Annotated in this window: 12 protein-coding genes; 8 read left to right on the top strand and 4 right to left on the bottom strand. The window is 70.4% G+C overall.

Features of this window, described 5'->3' with window-relative positions; translation table 11 throughout:
• Positions 1–46: 46 nt before the first annotated feature.
• Positions 47–520, top strand: coding sequence for a MarR family winged helix-turn-helix transcriptional regulator (locus BMY74_RS31375; RefSeq protein ID WP_089922114.1), 474 nt, complete (start codon positions 47–49; stop codon positions 518–520).
• Between the two features lie 167 nt (positions 521–687).
• On the opposite strand, the gene BMY74_RS31370 is transcribed toward BMY74_RS31375, so the two are convergent.
• On the bottom strand, positions 688–1,875 hold the full coding sequence (locus tag BMY74_RS31370) for an NAD(P)/FAD-dependent oxidoreductase (protein WP_089922113.1): 1,188 nt from the start codon (positions 1,873–1,875) through the stop codon (positions 688–690).
• 175 nt (positions 1,876–2,050) lie between these two features.
• On the opposite strand from BMY74_RS31370, the gene BMY74_RS31365 reads away from it, so the two are divergent.
• Genes BMY74_RS31365 through BMY74_RS45805 form a run of 3 tightly spaced genes read left to right on the top strand, consistent with a single transcriptional unit; the run spans position 2,051 to position 5,174 of the window.
• Complete coding sequence (locus tag BMY74_RS31365) at positions 2,051–2,251, top strand: hypothetical protein (protein WP_089922257.1); 201 nt, start codon at positions 2,051–2,053, stop codon at positions 2,249–2,251.
• A 53-nt stretch (positions 2,252–2,304) separates the two neighbouring features.
• Entirely contained in the window at positions 2,305–3,804 is a 1,500-nt protein-coding gene (locus tag BMY74_RS31360) for an AMP-binding protein (RefSeq protein ID WP_177230008.1), read from the top strand.
• A 59-nt stretch (positions 3,805–3,863) separates the two neighbouring features.
• Positions 3,864–5,174, top strand: a complete 1,311-nt coding sequence (locus tag BMY74_RS45805) for a LuxR family transcriptional regulator (RefSeq protein WP_218159802.1) — start codon at positions 3,864–3,866, stop codon at positions 5,172–5,174.
• A 241-nt stretch (positions 5,175–5,415) separates the two neighbouring features.
• Here BMY74_RS45805 and BMY74_RS31350 read toward each other — a convergent pair whose 3' ends face one another.
• Positions 5,416–6,651: a helix-turn-helix domain-containing protein gene (locus tag BMY74_RS31350; RefSeq protein ID WP_177230007.1), complete on the bottom strand. Its 1,236-nt coding sequence runs from the start codon at positions 6,649–6,651 to the stop codon at positions 5,416–5,418.
• A 28-nt stretch (positions 6,652–6,679) separates the two neighbouring features.
• Between BMY74_RS31350 and BMY74_RS45325 the strand changes: the two genes are divergently transcribed.
• From BMY74_RS45325 to BMY74_RS31340, 3 genes are all read left to right on the top strand, one after another.
• The gene (locus BMY74_RS45325) at positions 6,680–6,820 is read left to right on the top strand and encodes a hypothetical protein (protein ID WP_177230006.1); all 141 of its coding nucleotides are present in this window, start codon (positions 6,680–6,682) and stop codon (positions 6,818–6,820) included.
• A 123-nt stretch (positions 6,821–6,943) separates the two neighbouring features.
• Positions 6,944–7,426 carry a PH domain-containing protein gene (locus tag BMY74_RS31345; protein ID WP_425434877.1) on the top strand — a complete coding sequence of 161 codons (483 nt, stop codon included), beginning with the start codon at positions 6,944–6,946 and terminating at the stop codon, positions 7,424–7,426.
• Entirely contained in the window at positions 7,423–8,973 is a 1,551-nt protein-coding gene (locus BMY74_RS31340) for a PH domain-containing protein (protein ID WP_245786460.1), read from the top strand. Before BMY74_RS31345 ends, BMY74_RS31340 begins: the two co-directional genes overlap by 4 nt.
• On the opposite strand, the gene BMY74_RS31335 is transcribed toward BMY74_RS31340, so the two are convergent.
• Positions 8,952–9,887 (bottom strand): GlxA family transcriptional regulator, encoded by a 936-nt coding sequence (locus tag BMY74_RS31335; protein ID WP_089922111.1) that lies wholly within the window; start codon positions 9,885–9,887, stop codon positions 8,952–8,954. The genes BMY74_RS31340 and BMY74_RS31335 overlap by 22 nt on opposite strands.
• A gap of 62 nt (positions 9,888–9,949) precedes the next feature.
• Here BMY74_RS31335 and BMY74_RS31330 point away from each other — a divergent pair, with 62 nt between their 5' ends.
• Positions 9,950–11,224 (top strand): MFS transporter, encoded by a 1,275-nt coding sequence (locus BMY74_RS31330; protein WP_089922252.1) that lies wholly within the window; start codon positions 9,950–9,952, stop codon positions 11,222–11,224.
• Here BMY74_RS31330 and BMY74_RS31325 read toward each other — a convergent pair.
• Positions 11,156–12,670, bottom strand: a complete 1,515-nt coding sequence (locus BMY74_RS31325; RefSeq protein WP_089922110.1) for a helicase HerA-like domain-containing protein — start codon at positions 12,668–12,670, stop codon at positions 11,156–11,158. The two genes, BMY74_RS31330 and BMY74_RS31325, sit on opposite strands and share 69 nt — an antisense overlap.
• Positions 12,671–12,685: the final 15 nt, after the last annotated feature.

Raw genomic sequence — 12,685 nt, 5'->3', positions numbered from 1 at the left:
ATGTTCCGAGCCGAGAACATCTCTCCCGGGATGTAGGATGGGACACATGGAGGAGCAGTCGGATCTCGTCGAAGCCTGCGTGGAGAAGTGGGACTTCAACTGGCTGCTGCACCGCGCCACCCAGCGCGTCGGCGCCGCGTACGCCGAGGAGATCGCGAAGTTCGGGATCTCGCTGCGCGGCCAGCTCGTCCTTCAAGCACTCGCCAACGAGGAGCTCCAGCGCACGCAGCTCAAGCTCGGCGCGATGCTCGGCCTCGACAAGACCACGCTGACGAGCGAGCTCGACAAGCTGGAGCGGGCGGGCCTCGTCCAGCGCGTGCCCGACCCCAGCGACCGGCGCGTGCGCACGCCGGTGATCACGGACAAGGGCCGTGAGCTGCAGAAGGAGGCGGGCGACGCGCTCGCCGAGGTCGACAGGGCGTTCCAGGCGCGCTTCACCCACCAGGAGATGGTGATCATCCGCAAGGCCCTGCAGGACCTCTCGCGCGGCGAGGGCCCGATGCACGGCTCCTGCATCTAGGCCCTGTCCTGCCAGCTCGTCCGGTGAGAGGCGCGGGCGAGAGACCCGGAGGCGGTGTCGCCGCGACGCCCTCATACCGGGCGTATCCGGGCGTTGCGGCGGCATCGCCTCCGGGGCCCTCGGCCGCCACTGTCGCCCGACGAGACTTGCAGGACAGGGCCTAGCTCCTAGACCAGGGCGCCGAGGTCCGCCTCGCGCAGCTGTTCCGGCGTCACGGTCGCCTGCGCGTCCACCAGCGCCTTCAACGCCGTGCCGTGGTCCCAGACGTTGACGTTCATCGCCGCCCGCAGCCGCCCGTCGCGCAGCCAGAACGCGACGAACTCCCGCGCCGACACGTCACCGCGCACCACGAGTTCGTCGTCCGGGCCGGCGAGGCCGCGGTACTCCATGCCCAGGTCGTACTGGTCGGTGAAGAAGTACGGCGACTTCGCGTACGGCTCGTCCAGCCCGAGCAACGACCCCGCGACGTGCGTGCCCTGGTCCTTCGCGTTCGCCCAGTGCTCGACGCGCACCCGGCGGCCGTGGCGCGGGTGGTCGTGCGCGGCGATGTCGCCCGCCGCGAACACGTCGGGCGCGGAGGTGCGCAGCGCGGCGTCGACCGCCACGCCGCCTTCGGCCAGCTCCAGACCGGCGGCCTCGGCGAGTTCGAGGCGGGGTGTCGCGCCCACGGCTAGCACCGTCACGTCCGGCAGCAGTTCGGTGCCGTCGGCGAGACGCACTCCGGAGGGCGAGAAGCCCTCGACGCCCGTGCCGAGCCTGAACTCCACGCCGTGTTCCTCGTGCAGGCTGCGGAACACCGCGCCCATCTCCGGTCCGAGCACGCGCACGAGCGGTTCGGCCAGCGGGTCGACGACCGTGACGCGGCAGCCGTGCGCGCGAGCGGCGGAGGCCACCTCGCAGCCGATCCAGCCGGCGCCGATCACCACGACGTGCCTGCCCTCGCGCAACGCGGACCGCAACGCGAGGGAGTCGTCCAGCGTGCGCAGCACATGTCCTTGCGCCCCAGGCAGAACTCGGGGGCGCGACCCGGTCGCGAGCAACAACCGGTCGTAGGAGCGCACTGCTCCGTCCGAGTCGACGATCGTGTGATCACCCGGTCGCAGCTCCAACACGGACACCCCGAGCCGGAGGTCGATCTCGTTGTCGGCGTAGAAACCCGGTTCGCGCACCCACGCCGGTTCGCCCGCCTTGCCCAGCAGGACGTCCTTGGACAGCGCGGGAAGTTCGTACGGGCGGTGGCGTTCGGTGCCGAACACGACGATCTCGCCGCCGTAGCCGCGGTCTCGGAGCGCGCCTGCCGCGGAGGCACCGGCGAGGCCGGCCCCCACGATCACGATGCGTTGCGGTTCCGCCATTTTCACCCCTCCAGGTGACCTGAACTCGTCCCACGTGCGACGCTATCCGCAGCTCGGCGCAGTCGCTCGACGAAGAACGGAAACCTTCGTCATGACTTCCGGTGACGCACGTCTCTTCATCGTGGGCACCGGGTACACCGGGCCGGTGCATCGAGTGAGCTGGAGGAAGAACCCCGTGGGAGCCAAAGAGGAGTGGCAGGTGAGCTGCCGCGACATCGCTTCGCGCCGACGGGACATGACGGTGTTCGTCAGCCAGGGGCACATAGTGATCACCGTGCCGCCGGGCGAGGCCGCCGTCCTGACGCCACTGGAGGTCGGCCGGCTGCGGGCCGCGTTGCGCGACGCCGTCGTGAGCGCGTCCAACACCGAGGCGTGACCGCCGTCACACCGTTACCTACTCGCAAGTAGGTTGATGGCACAGTGGGTCCCATGGTGACCCGCGTGCTGCTGACCCTGGTCAAAGCCGGAGTGATCCGGCCGCTGGGCCCCCGAGGGCTCGCCGGTACCGTGCGCGGCTACCTGCACTGGGACATCACGCTGGCGTGGGGTTACCAGACGGGGGCCGGGCGCCACCCGGACCGTGCGGCGATCATCGACGACGACGGCGTGCTCACGTACGCGCAGGTGAACGAGCGCACGAGCCGCCTTGCGCATGCCTTCCGCCCCAGGGAGCGCATCGGGCTGTTGTGCCGCAACGGCCGTGCGTTCATCGAGACGATGACGGCGTGCACGAAGGTCGGCGCCGACGCCGTCCTGCTCAACACCGGGTTGAGCCAGGGGCAGCTCGCGCAGGTCGCGGCGGACCAGGAGATCGACAGGATCGTCGCCGACCGCGAGTTCGCCGGCGTGCTGCCGGACCTGCCGGTGCACTTCACCGACGAGCTCGAGTCGCTGATCGCCGACGGGCCTACCACGCCGCTGCCCCGCAGGCCTCCGCGCGGCAGGCTGATCATCCTCACCTCCGGCACCACCGGCACGCCGAAGGGCGCCCGCCGACCGGAACCCGCGAGCCTCGCCCCCGCCGCCGCGCTGCTGTCGCGGATCCCGCTGAAGCACGGCGACGTCATCTCCATCACCTCCCCGCTCTTCCACGCCTGGGGCCTCGCCGCGTTCCAGCTCGGGCTCGTGCTCGGCGCGACCCTGGTGCTGCGCCGCCGGTTCGACCCGGCGCAGGCGTTGCGGGACGCCGAGAAGTGCACGGCGATGTTCGTAGTTCCCGTGATGCTGCAACGGATGCTGGAGCAGGAGCACCGTCCGGAGCTGCGGATCATCGCCTCCAGCGGGTCGGCGCTGCCGCCAAAGGTCGCCGCCCGCACGCTCGAGGAGTTCGGCCCGGTGCTCTACAACCTCTACGGCTCAACGGAAGTGAGCTGGGCGAGCATCGCCACGCCCGAGGAGATGCTGCGCGAGCCCGGCACGGCGGGGAAACCACCACTCGGCACGCGACTGGCCATTGTGGACGACCAGGGCAGGCCGGTGCCGGAGGGCGAGACCGGCCGGATCTTCGTCGGCAACGAGATGCTGTTCGACGGCTACACCAACGGCACGAGCAAGGAGTCGCTGGACGGCCTGATGTCGACCGGCGACCTCGGTTACCGCAAGGACGGCCTGCTGTTCGTGGCGGGCCGCGACGACGAGATGATCGTCTCAGGTGGCGAGAACGTCTACCCGCACGACGTCGAGGACCTCCTCTCGACGCTCGACGGCGTGACGGAGGTCGCGGTGCTCGGGGTGCCGGACGAGGAGTGGGGCCAGCGCCTCGCCGCCTTCGTCGTCGGCGCGGAAACCCTGACCGCCGAACAGATACGTGACCACGTGAAGGCGAACCTGGCGCGGTACTCCGTTCCCCGCGATGTTTTCTTCGTCAACGAGTTGCCGCGCAACGCGGCCGGAAAAGTGTTGAAACGTCAATTGCGCGAGCAGCACTAGCGCCGCGGCGGCCGGTCGCCGCGGCGCTAGAGTCAGCCCCGAGTCGAGGGGGCTTGACCATGACGGTTCCCGGCAGGACCGCGGATCCGCGGTCCACCGCCGTGCACAACCTGCGCGAGGCGAGGATCGCACTGGACGAAGGCAGACCGGGCGAGGCCTTGGAGCACGCGGAGAAGGCCGTGGCGGCGTTCTCGTGGCTGGACGACGCGGAAGGCGTCGCCGAGGGGGTGCTGGCGCAGTCGGTGGCGCTGGGCAAGCGGGGGCTGTGGCCCAGCGCGCTCGACACGATCGACAAGGTGCAGGCGATCGCGGCGGCCAACCGCCACATCGGACTCCAGGCGCGCTGCAGCTTCTCCCGTGCCGTGGTGGAACTGCGTCTCGATTCGCGGGAACGGAGCTTCAACTCGTTCGCCCGCGCGCTCGGACTCGCGGAGCTCACCGGCGACAACGAGCTGATCGGCTCGGTGCTGTTCGAACAGGCGAAGTCGCTGCGCTCGCAGTACCACGAGCACTGCATGATCCGCACCGAGGAGAACCGCTGCAGCCTCGACGGGGAGCCGTGCGTGCGCAGACTCCGCCGCGCGGAGGCGTTGTGCGCCCAGGTGCGCGACCGGTGGAAGACGCTCGGCGACCCCGTGCGGATGGCGATGGTCAACGTCCTGCTGACACACGTCCGCATCGATCTGGGTGAACTTGACCGCGCGCACCGCAGCTGGCAGCGCGCTGACCAGTTGCTTGCCGGAAGGAACCGCCCGGTGGCGCTGGCGGAGGCGCTGATGGCACGGGCGCGGCTGAGCGGTGCGCGGGAGCGGCACGCCGAGCAGATCGCCCAGCTCACCCAGGCCGCCGAGCTCGCGATGAGCTGCCTCGCCAGGGAGGTGGCGGTGCACGCGCACCAGCAGCTGAGCGAGGCGCACGAACGGTCCGGCGACCTCGAACGCGCACTGCGGCACGCGCGGATGCAGCTGGAGCAGTACCGGTTGTGGGAGCTGCAGGAGGGCAGGGACCTCCTGCGGACGCGCGAGCACGACCTGTCGGCGCGACTCGTGGAACAGCTGGCGCACAAGCGTTTCGAGCCGAATCGGGAAGGCACCGCGATGCGCGTCCCGCACTCCGGCGAACTGCACGAGACCGGCACCGCGGAACACACGAACACCCGCATCGCCCGTGCTTTGAGGGCAGGGCTCACGAAGCGCGGCATCGAGGTGCTGCGGCTCGTGGCCGCCGGGGCGAGCACGGCGATGATCGCGGAGTCGCTCGGCCTGTCCCCCAAGACCGTGCAGAACCACCTCCAGCGCATCTACACGACTCTGGACGTCAACGGCCGCGCCGGCGCCATCGTGTGGTGGATGAACCTGACGTCAACGTAGTCATGCGTTGTCAAGCCGCTGACAAGTAGTCCGTGCGGGCGATGCCGATCATCGCCCGTTCGGCCGCTTGCCCCTTCCGGGGAACTGCCGGTTACCGGGTGTTCTACCCACGTACGCGCGGCGCAATTGGGTGATGTGATGGGTAACCGGTCTGTGTCATGCTCCGTTAACAAGGTGCCCGGTGAGTGAGCGAGGGGCGGTCATGACGAGGCAACGCCGCCCGGCGCCAGGACACGGGGCTTCAGTGCTTGCGCAGCGCGATGCGCGCCACGTCCCGCCACAGCAGCGGGTCGACGCCCTCGGGGTCGATGTGCTCCAGCAGTGCGGCGAGCGCCTCCCGCGCGGCACCGCCGTCGGTGTCGTCCTCGTCCGCGGCCCGCACCAGCACGAGGTGGCACCGCAGCTGCTGCTCGGCGTCGAGGCGCCCGGTCGCGAGCGCGGCCTCCGCGAGGTCGCGCGCCCGGCCGACCTCGCCGTCGCGCAACGCGAGCTCCGCCCGCAGCGCGCGGGCGTGCGCGAGGAGGTTCTCGTGCCGGCGCAGCGCCGTGACCGTGGTCTCGACCTCGTCCAGCGCCGCGGTCACGTCGTCGAGGTTCGCCTCCGGTGCGCGCAGCGCGATGGCGGCACCGGCGAGGCGGACGCGGCACCGGTACTCGGGGTCGCCGTCGAAGTCCTCGAGCAGCGCGAGCGCCTCGCGGATGCAGTGCACGGCCTCCATCCGGTCTCCCAGCCGGTCCGCGACCTTCGCGCGCACCCACCACGTGGAGATCGCGAGCCGGTCGCCGCCGAGCTCGGGCAGCCGCGCGGAGAGCTGGTCCACGACCTGTTCGGCATCGGCGAGACGGCCTGCCGCGGTGAGCTCCGCGCACAGCGCGACGAGCGCGCGGGTGTGGACGCGGCGCACCCGTTCGCCGTCCCCCGCCGCCAGCTCCACGGCCTCGGTCGCGGCCTTCACGGATTCGGCCGTCCGGCCGAGGCGCCGCAACGAGGATGCGCGCAGGATCTCCACGAGCGCGTCCACGGCCGGACCGGGAGACCACGACTTGCGCAGCTTCGCCGCCGCCAGGAGCAGGCCCTCGTGGTCCCGCTGCCGCGCGAGCACGCCCAGGCGGGTCCAGCGCACGCACCAGCCGAACATCTCCTCGTCGGACCGCTTTCCCAGCGCCTCCAGCAGGTCGCCCGCCAGCACCAGGTCGCCGTCGTGGTAGGCCAGCACCGCCTCGCACCACGTCAGCGCCTCGTCCTGCATCGCGGTGCCGTCCTCGTCGGCCACGAGCTCGGACGGGTCGACGCCGAGCACCTCGGCGAGCCTGCGCACGACCGCGGGCGACGGCACCCGTTCACCGGACTCGAGGCGCGACACGTAGCTCATCGAGACGCCGGGGCAGGCGAGGTCCTTTTGCGACAGACCGCGCTGCAGCCGGACCGCCCGCAACCGCGCACCGAACCTCGTCAACGACTTCCTGCCCTCAGTCACGGCCGCCACCTAACGAAGGAGCCCCTTCATGAAGTTGAACACTATCGCCCGCACCGCCGCCGCCGTGCTCCTCAGTTTGGGCGCACTGCTGGCGACCAGTGGCGGCGCGTCCGCGGCTGAGTCCGTGCAACCGCCGGTCTTCACGCCGCCGTACTGCGCACAGCCCTGACCGGTCGTCGGTGGTGAGGTGGTCCTGCCTCCCTCGCATGCGGGACCACCTCACCACCGACACACCAATTGACACACCTGTCCACACCGCCGGGTGCCGGTGAGGCACCCTGGTGGGGTGACTCTGCAACTGCGCACGCCTCGTCACCAGGTGAGCCCGAAGTCGGTCCTGCTGTGGACGATGCAGGCCGCCGTCTTCTGGCTCGTGCTGTTCGTGCCCCAGCTGGTCGTGTACCTGCTGGTGAGGAACCCGCCGACGTGGGAGTTCGTGCTCCTGGTCGCCACCGGGGTCGTCGGCCTCGTGCACACCGCGGTCGAACCGAGCTGGCGCTACCGCGTCCACCGCTGGGAGACCACGCCGGACGCCGTCTACACCCTCTCCGGCTGGCTGAACCAGGAGTGGCGGGTCGCGCCCGTGTCGCGCATCCAGACGATCGACACGAAACGCGGGCCGTTCCAGCAGTTGCTCGGCCTGTCGACCGTCACGGTGACGACGGCGTCGGCCGCCGGTCCGGTGGAGATCGAGGGGCTCGAGCACGAGACCGCGCAGAGGCTCGTCGTGGAACTGACGAACACCACCCAGGCCACGCCGGGTGATGCGACGTGAGCCTGCCGTCCGAGGTGCCGGCCGGGCTCCCCGCCGCACCGGAGTTCACGGAGCCGTTGCAGGAGTGGCACCGCCTGCACGTGCGGATGCTGGTCGTGCGGCCGCTCAACGAGGGCATCGCGATGCTGGTGCCGATCCTCGTGTTGCTGTTCACCGGCAACGGCGAGAAGTGGCGGCTCATCGCCAGCGGCGTGACGGTCGCGGCGATCCTGTCCTTCAGCTACCTCATCTGGCGCACCACGAAGTACCGCATCACCGACGACCAGGTCGAGCTGCACACGGGACTGCTGACCCGCAAGCAGCTCGCGGTGCCGCGTGATCGCATCAGGACGGTCGACCTCACCTCCAAGCCGGGCCACCGGATCTTCGGGCTCTCGGCGGTGCGGATCGGCACGGGCCAGCAGGACGTGCCCGGCACCGACGGTCTGACGCTCGACGCGGTGACGCAGCAGGAGGCCGAACGGCTGCGGTTGTTGTTGCTGCAGAAGGGTGTCGCGCCCCGACCGGCCTCACTGGACGAGCCCGGCGCGGAACCGGTGCCGCTGCCCGAGTCCGAGGTGATCTCGCAGCTCGACCTGAAGTGGCTGAAGTTCGCGCCGCTGTCGCTGTCCGGTCTCGTCGCGATCGGCGCCCTGTTCGGCGTGCTGTCCAACTACGCGGACGACCTCGGCCTGCACCCGGTGCAGGACCTGTGGGAGTGGCTGTTCGAGAACCCGAGCTTCGCGTTGTTCGCCGGGTTCCTCGTCGTGCTGGCCGTGGTCGGGCTCGTGCTGTCGATTCCGCTCTACATCCTGCAGTTCTGGAACTACCGGCTGACCCGCGAGCCGGACGGAACCCTGCGCGTGCAACGAGGCCTGCTCACCACCCGCTCGGTTTCGGTGGAGGAGCAACGGCTCCGCGGCGTCGACATCCAGGAACCGCTGCTGGTGCGCGCGGGCAAGGGCGCGAAGCTCGCCGCGGTGACGACGGGCCTGGGGTCGAAGGGCGAGAGCAACCTGCTGCTGCCGCCCGCGCCGTTGTCCGTGGCGCACCAGGTGTCACGGGACGTGCTGAAGGTCGGCAACGACCCGACGACGCTGAGGCTGCGCAAGCACCCGTTCGCCGCGCTGCGCCGCAGCGTCTTCCGGCACGTGGTGCCGTGGGTCGTGATCGCGGTCGGCCTGGCGGTCTGGGCGCCCTCGTGGGCGTGGCCGATCCCGGCCGCGGTCATCCCGCTGGCCGCGCTGGTCGGCTGGGACAACTACCGGTCGCTCGGCAACGCGATGGACGAGCGCTACCTGGTGACGCGCAACAACTCCCTCGTGCGCAGCACCGTCGCCCTGCAACGCACCGGCATCATCGGCTGGCGCATCCAGCGGTCGTTCTTCCAGCGCCGCAGCGGGTTGATGACGATCGGCGCCACCACGGCGGCGGGCGCGGGCATCTACCACGTGACGGACGTCGGCGAGTCGCACGGACTCGCGCTGGCCGACGAGGCCGTGCCGGACCTGCTGCGGCCGTTCCTGGTTGAATCCGATGTGGACGGTCAGGCGGAACGGAACGTCTGACGGTAGGCGCTCGGCGAGACCCCGATCGAGGCCGCCAGCTGCTGCCGCAGGGCCGCGCCGGTGCCGAAGCCGGCGTGGCTCGCGACCTGGTCGATCGGCAGGTCGGTGGACTCCAGCAGGTGCCGGGCGCGGTCGACGCGCTGCTGCGTCAGCCACTGGCCCGGTGACATGCCGGTCTCCGCGCGGAACCGGCGGGTGAACGTGCGCACGCTCATCCGCACCTGCCCGGCCATCGCGGCCAAGTCCAGCGGTTCCTGGAGCCGCTCCAACGCCCATTCGCGGGCGAGCGCGGTCGAGGTGTCCGGGTAGCTCGGTACCGGCCGGTCGACGAACTGCGACTGGCCACCCTGCCGCCACGCCGGGACGACGCAGTAGCGGGCGATCCAGTTCGCGACCTCGCTGCCGTGGTCGGACCGGATGACGTGCAGGCACAGGTCGATGCCCGCGGCGACGCCCGCCGACGTGAGCACGTCGCCGTCGTCGATGAACAGCACGTCCGGGTTGAGCCGCACCTTCGGGTACAGCCGCTGGAACTCGTCCGTGGTCCGCCAGTGCGTGGTCGCGGGCCTGCCGTCGAGCAACCCGGCCGCGGCCAGCACGAACGCGCCCGTGCAGATCGACATGATCCGCGAGGCGTTCGTCGTCGTGAGCGCCTCCAGGACGGCCGGTTCGAGCCAGCCCTCCCGTGCGGGCTGGTAGTGGGTGCCCGGCACGAGCACCGTGTCCGCGTCCTTCAGAGCCTCGAGACCGTGCTCGGGCGCGATGGTGAAGCCGCCGGTCGTGGGGATCGGGCGGCGGTCCGGCGAGCACACGACGACCTCGTAGCGGTCGGCGAGCCGGGCGAACATGTGCGTCGAGCTGCCGATGTCGAACGCCACCGACTGCTCCAGCGCGAGAACGGCGATCCGGTGCATGGCCCGATTCTTTCACATGTTGGCCATCGGGCCACTGGTTGGAGCGCCGGTCATCACCGAACCTGGTCGGCGTGAGACTGCATTGGGCCTGGGTTGTCGCAGGTGTGTCCTTCATCGCCCTGGTGGGCGCGGCGTCGTTCCGCGCGGCGCCGGGTGCGTTGATCGAGCCGCTGCGGGCGGAGTTCGGCTGGTCGACCGGCACGATCTCGCTCGCCATCTCGATCAACCTGTTGTTGTACGGGCTGACCGCGCCGTTCGCGGCCGCTCTGATGGACAAGTTCGGCGTGCGGGTCGTGGTGACCTATGCACTGACGATGGTCGCGATCGGCAGCGGGCTGACCGTGTTCATGACCGCGTCCTGGCAGCTGATCCTGCTGTGGGGTGTCGTGGTCGGGCTCGGCACCGGCTCGATGGCGCTGGCGTTCGTGGCGACGATCACCGGACGCTGGTTCGTGAAGCACCGCGGCCTGGTCACGGGCGTGCTGACGGCGGGTGGCGCGGCCGGGCAGCTGGTGTTCCTGCCCCTGGTGGCGTGGCTGTCGGAGAGCTACGGCTGGCGGCCCGCGTCGCTGGTGATCTGCATCGCCGCGTTCGCCGTGGTGCCGCTGGCGGCGTTCTTCCTGCGCGAATACCCGCGTGACGTGGGGCTGCTGCCGCTGGGCGCCACCGAGGACACTCCCCCGCCGCCGTCCGGTGGCGCGGCACGTCGTGCGCTGGGCGCGTTGGCCACCGCCGCGCGGACGCGGCCGTTCTGGTTGCTGGCCGGTGGGTTCGCGATCTGCGGGGCGTCCACGAACGGCCTGGTGGGCACGCACTTCATCCCCGCCGCGCACGACCACGGCATGCCGACGACGACCGCGGCCGGACTGCTGGCGCTGGTGGGCGTGTTCGACATCGTGGGCACCATCGCGTCCGGTTGGCTGACCGACAAGGTCGACTCGCGGATGCTGCTCGCGGGCTACTACGCGTTGCGCGGCCTGTCGCTGATGGTCCTGCCGCAGCTCTTCAGCGAGTCGGCGCACCCGTCGATGCTGGTGTTCATCATCTTCTACGGCCTCGACTGGGTCGCGACCGTGCCGCCGACCGTCGCGTTGTGCCGCCAGTACTTCGGCATGTCCGGGCCCGTCGTGTTCGGCTGGGTCTTCGCCTCGCACCAGCTCGGCGCGGCACTCGCGGCGTCCGCGGCCGGCCTCACCCGCGACCACCTGGGCAGCTACGACCTGGCCTGGTACGTCGCGGGCGGGCTCTGCATCGGTGCGGCCGTGCTCTCAGCGTCGCTTGCGCGAGGTCCCGAAGATGCCGCGCGTGATCTCGCGCGCCAGGGCGCTGCCCGCTGACCGCAGGAAGGACTTCACGGCGCTGTTGCCGAGCACCTTCTCGACGAGCCCCGGTTCCTCCTTCTCCTGCCGTGGAGGTTCCGGGGTTTGTTGTTCCTGTTGTGGTGGCGCGACCTTCTGCATCAGCTGCTCGTAGGCCGACTCGCGGTCGACGGTCTCCGCGTACTTCCCGTGGAGCTCGCTTTGCTGCGAGGCCTGCTTGATCGCGTCGTTGCCGATCGTGTCCATCAACGACCGCGGCGCCCGCAACCGGGTCCACGCGACCGGTGTCGGCGCGCCCTTCTCGCTCAGCACGGTGATGACGGCCTCGCCGATGCCGAGCGACGTGAGCGCCTTCTCCAGGTCGTAGTGCGGTGTCGTCGGGTACGTCTTCACCGTGCGCGCCAACGCCTTCTGGTCGTCCGGCGTGAACGCGCGCAGGGCGTGCTGGACGCGCGCGCCGAGCTGCGACAGCACGTCGTTCGGGATGTCGGTCGGCAGCTGCGTGCAGAAGAAGACGCCGATTCCCTTGGACCGGATGAGCTTCACGGTCTGGGTGATCTGGTCGAGGAACGCCTTGGAGGCGCCTGAGAACAGCAGATGCGCCTCGTCGAAGAAGAAGACGAGCTTGGGCTTCTCGACGTCACCTTCCTCCGGCAGCGTCTCGAACAACTCGGCCAGCAGCCACATCAGGAACGTGGAGAACAGCGCCGGGTTGCCCTGCAGCTCCGCCAGTTCCAGCAGGCTGACGACGCCCTTGCCGTCGCGTTCGCGCATCAGGTCGGCGGGGTCGAGCTCGGGTTCGCCGAAGAACCGGTCGCCGCCCTGCGCCTCCAGGTTCACCAGGGCCCGCAGGATCACACCAGCCGTGGAGCTGGAGACTCCGCCGATGCCCTTGAGGTCGGCCTTGCCCTCGTCGCTGGTGAGGTGCTGGATGACGCTGCGCAGGTCCTTGGTGTCGAGCAGCGGGAGGCCCCGCGAGTCGGCCCAGTGGAAGATCAGGCCGAGCGTCGACTCCTGCGTGTCGTTCAGGCCGAGCACCTTCGACAGCAGGATCGGCCCGAAGCTCGTGATCGTCGCCCGCAGCGGCACGCCGATGCCGCCCGTGCCGATCGACAGGAACTGCACGGGGAACGACTGCGGCTGCCAGTCGTCGCCGGTGTCGGCGGCCCTGGTCTTCGTGCGGTCGCTCTCCGTGCCCTGTTGGGACAGACCGGACAGGTCGCCCTTCACGTCCGCCATGAGCACGGGCACGCCGTTGTCCGACAGCTGCTCGGCGAGCAACTGGAGGGTCTTCGTCTTGCCGGTTCCCGTTGCGCCCGCGACAAGTCCGTGGCGGTTGACCATGGACAACGGGATGCGGACGTGCGCGGCCGGCTCGACGGTCCCGTCGACCAGCACGGCGCCGAGTTCGATGGCCGCGCCCTCGGACGCGTACCCCGCGGCGATCTCAGCTTGAGCCGTCATGCACGGGGAGCGTAA

Source organism: Lentzea albida (assembly GCF_900111005.1).
Lineage (GTDB): Bacteria > Actinomycetota > Actinomycetes > Mycobacteriales > Pseudonocardiaceae > Lentzea > Lentzea albida.
The sequence above is the reverse complement of the archived record's forward strand: the minus strand, read 5'-3'. Positions and strand labels throughout refer to the sequence as shown.

Coding starts and splice junctions, on each gene's coding strand:
- BMY74_RS31375 (WP_089922114.1), top strand. CDS start 47: ATGGAGGAGCAGTCGGATCTCGTCGAAGCCTGCGTGGAGAAGTGGGAC.
- BMY74_RS31370 (WP_089922113.1), bottom strand. CDS start 1,875: ATGGCGGAACCGCAACGCATCGTGATCGTGGGGGCCGGCCTCGCCGGT.
- BMY74_RS31360 (WP_177230008.1), top strand. CDS start 2,305: ATGGTGACCCGCGTGCTGCTGACCCTGGTCAAAGCCGGAGTGATCCGG.
- BMY74_RS45805 (WP_218159802.1), top strand. CDS start 3,864: ATGACGGTTCCCGGCAGGACCGCGGATCCGCGGTCCACCGCCGTGCAC.
- BMY74_RS45325 (WP_177230006.1), top strand. CDS start 6,680: ATGAAGTTGAACACTATCGCCCGCACCGCCGCCGCCGTGCTCCTCAGT.
- BMY74_RS31335 (WP_089922111.1), bottom strand. CDS start 9,887: ATGCACCGGATCGCCGTTCTCGCGCTGGAGCAGTCGGTGGCGTTCGAC.
- BMY74_RS31325 (WP_089922110.1), bottom strand. CDS start 12,670: ATGACGGCTCAAGCTGAGATCGCCGCGGGGTACGCGTCCGAGGGCGCG.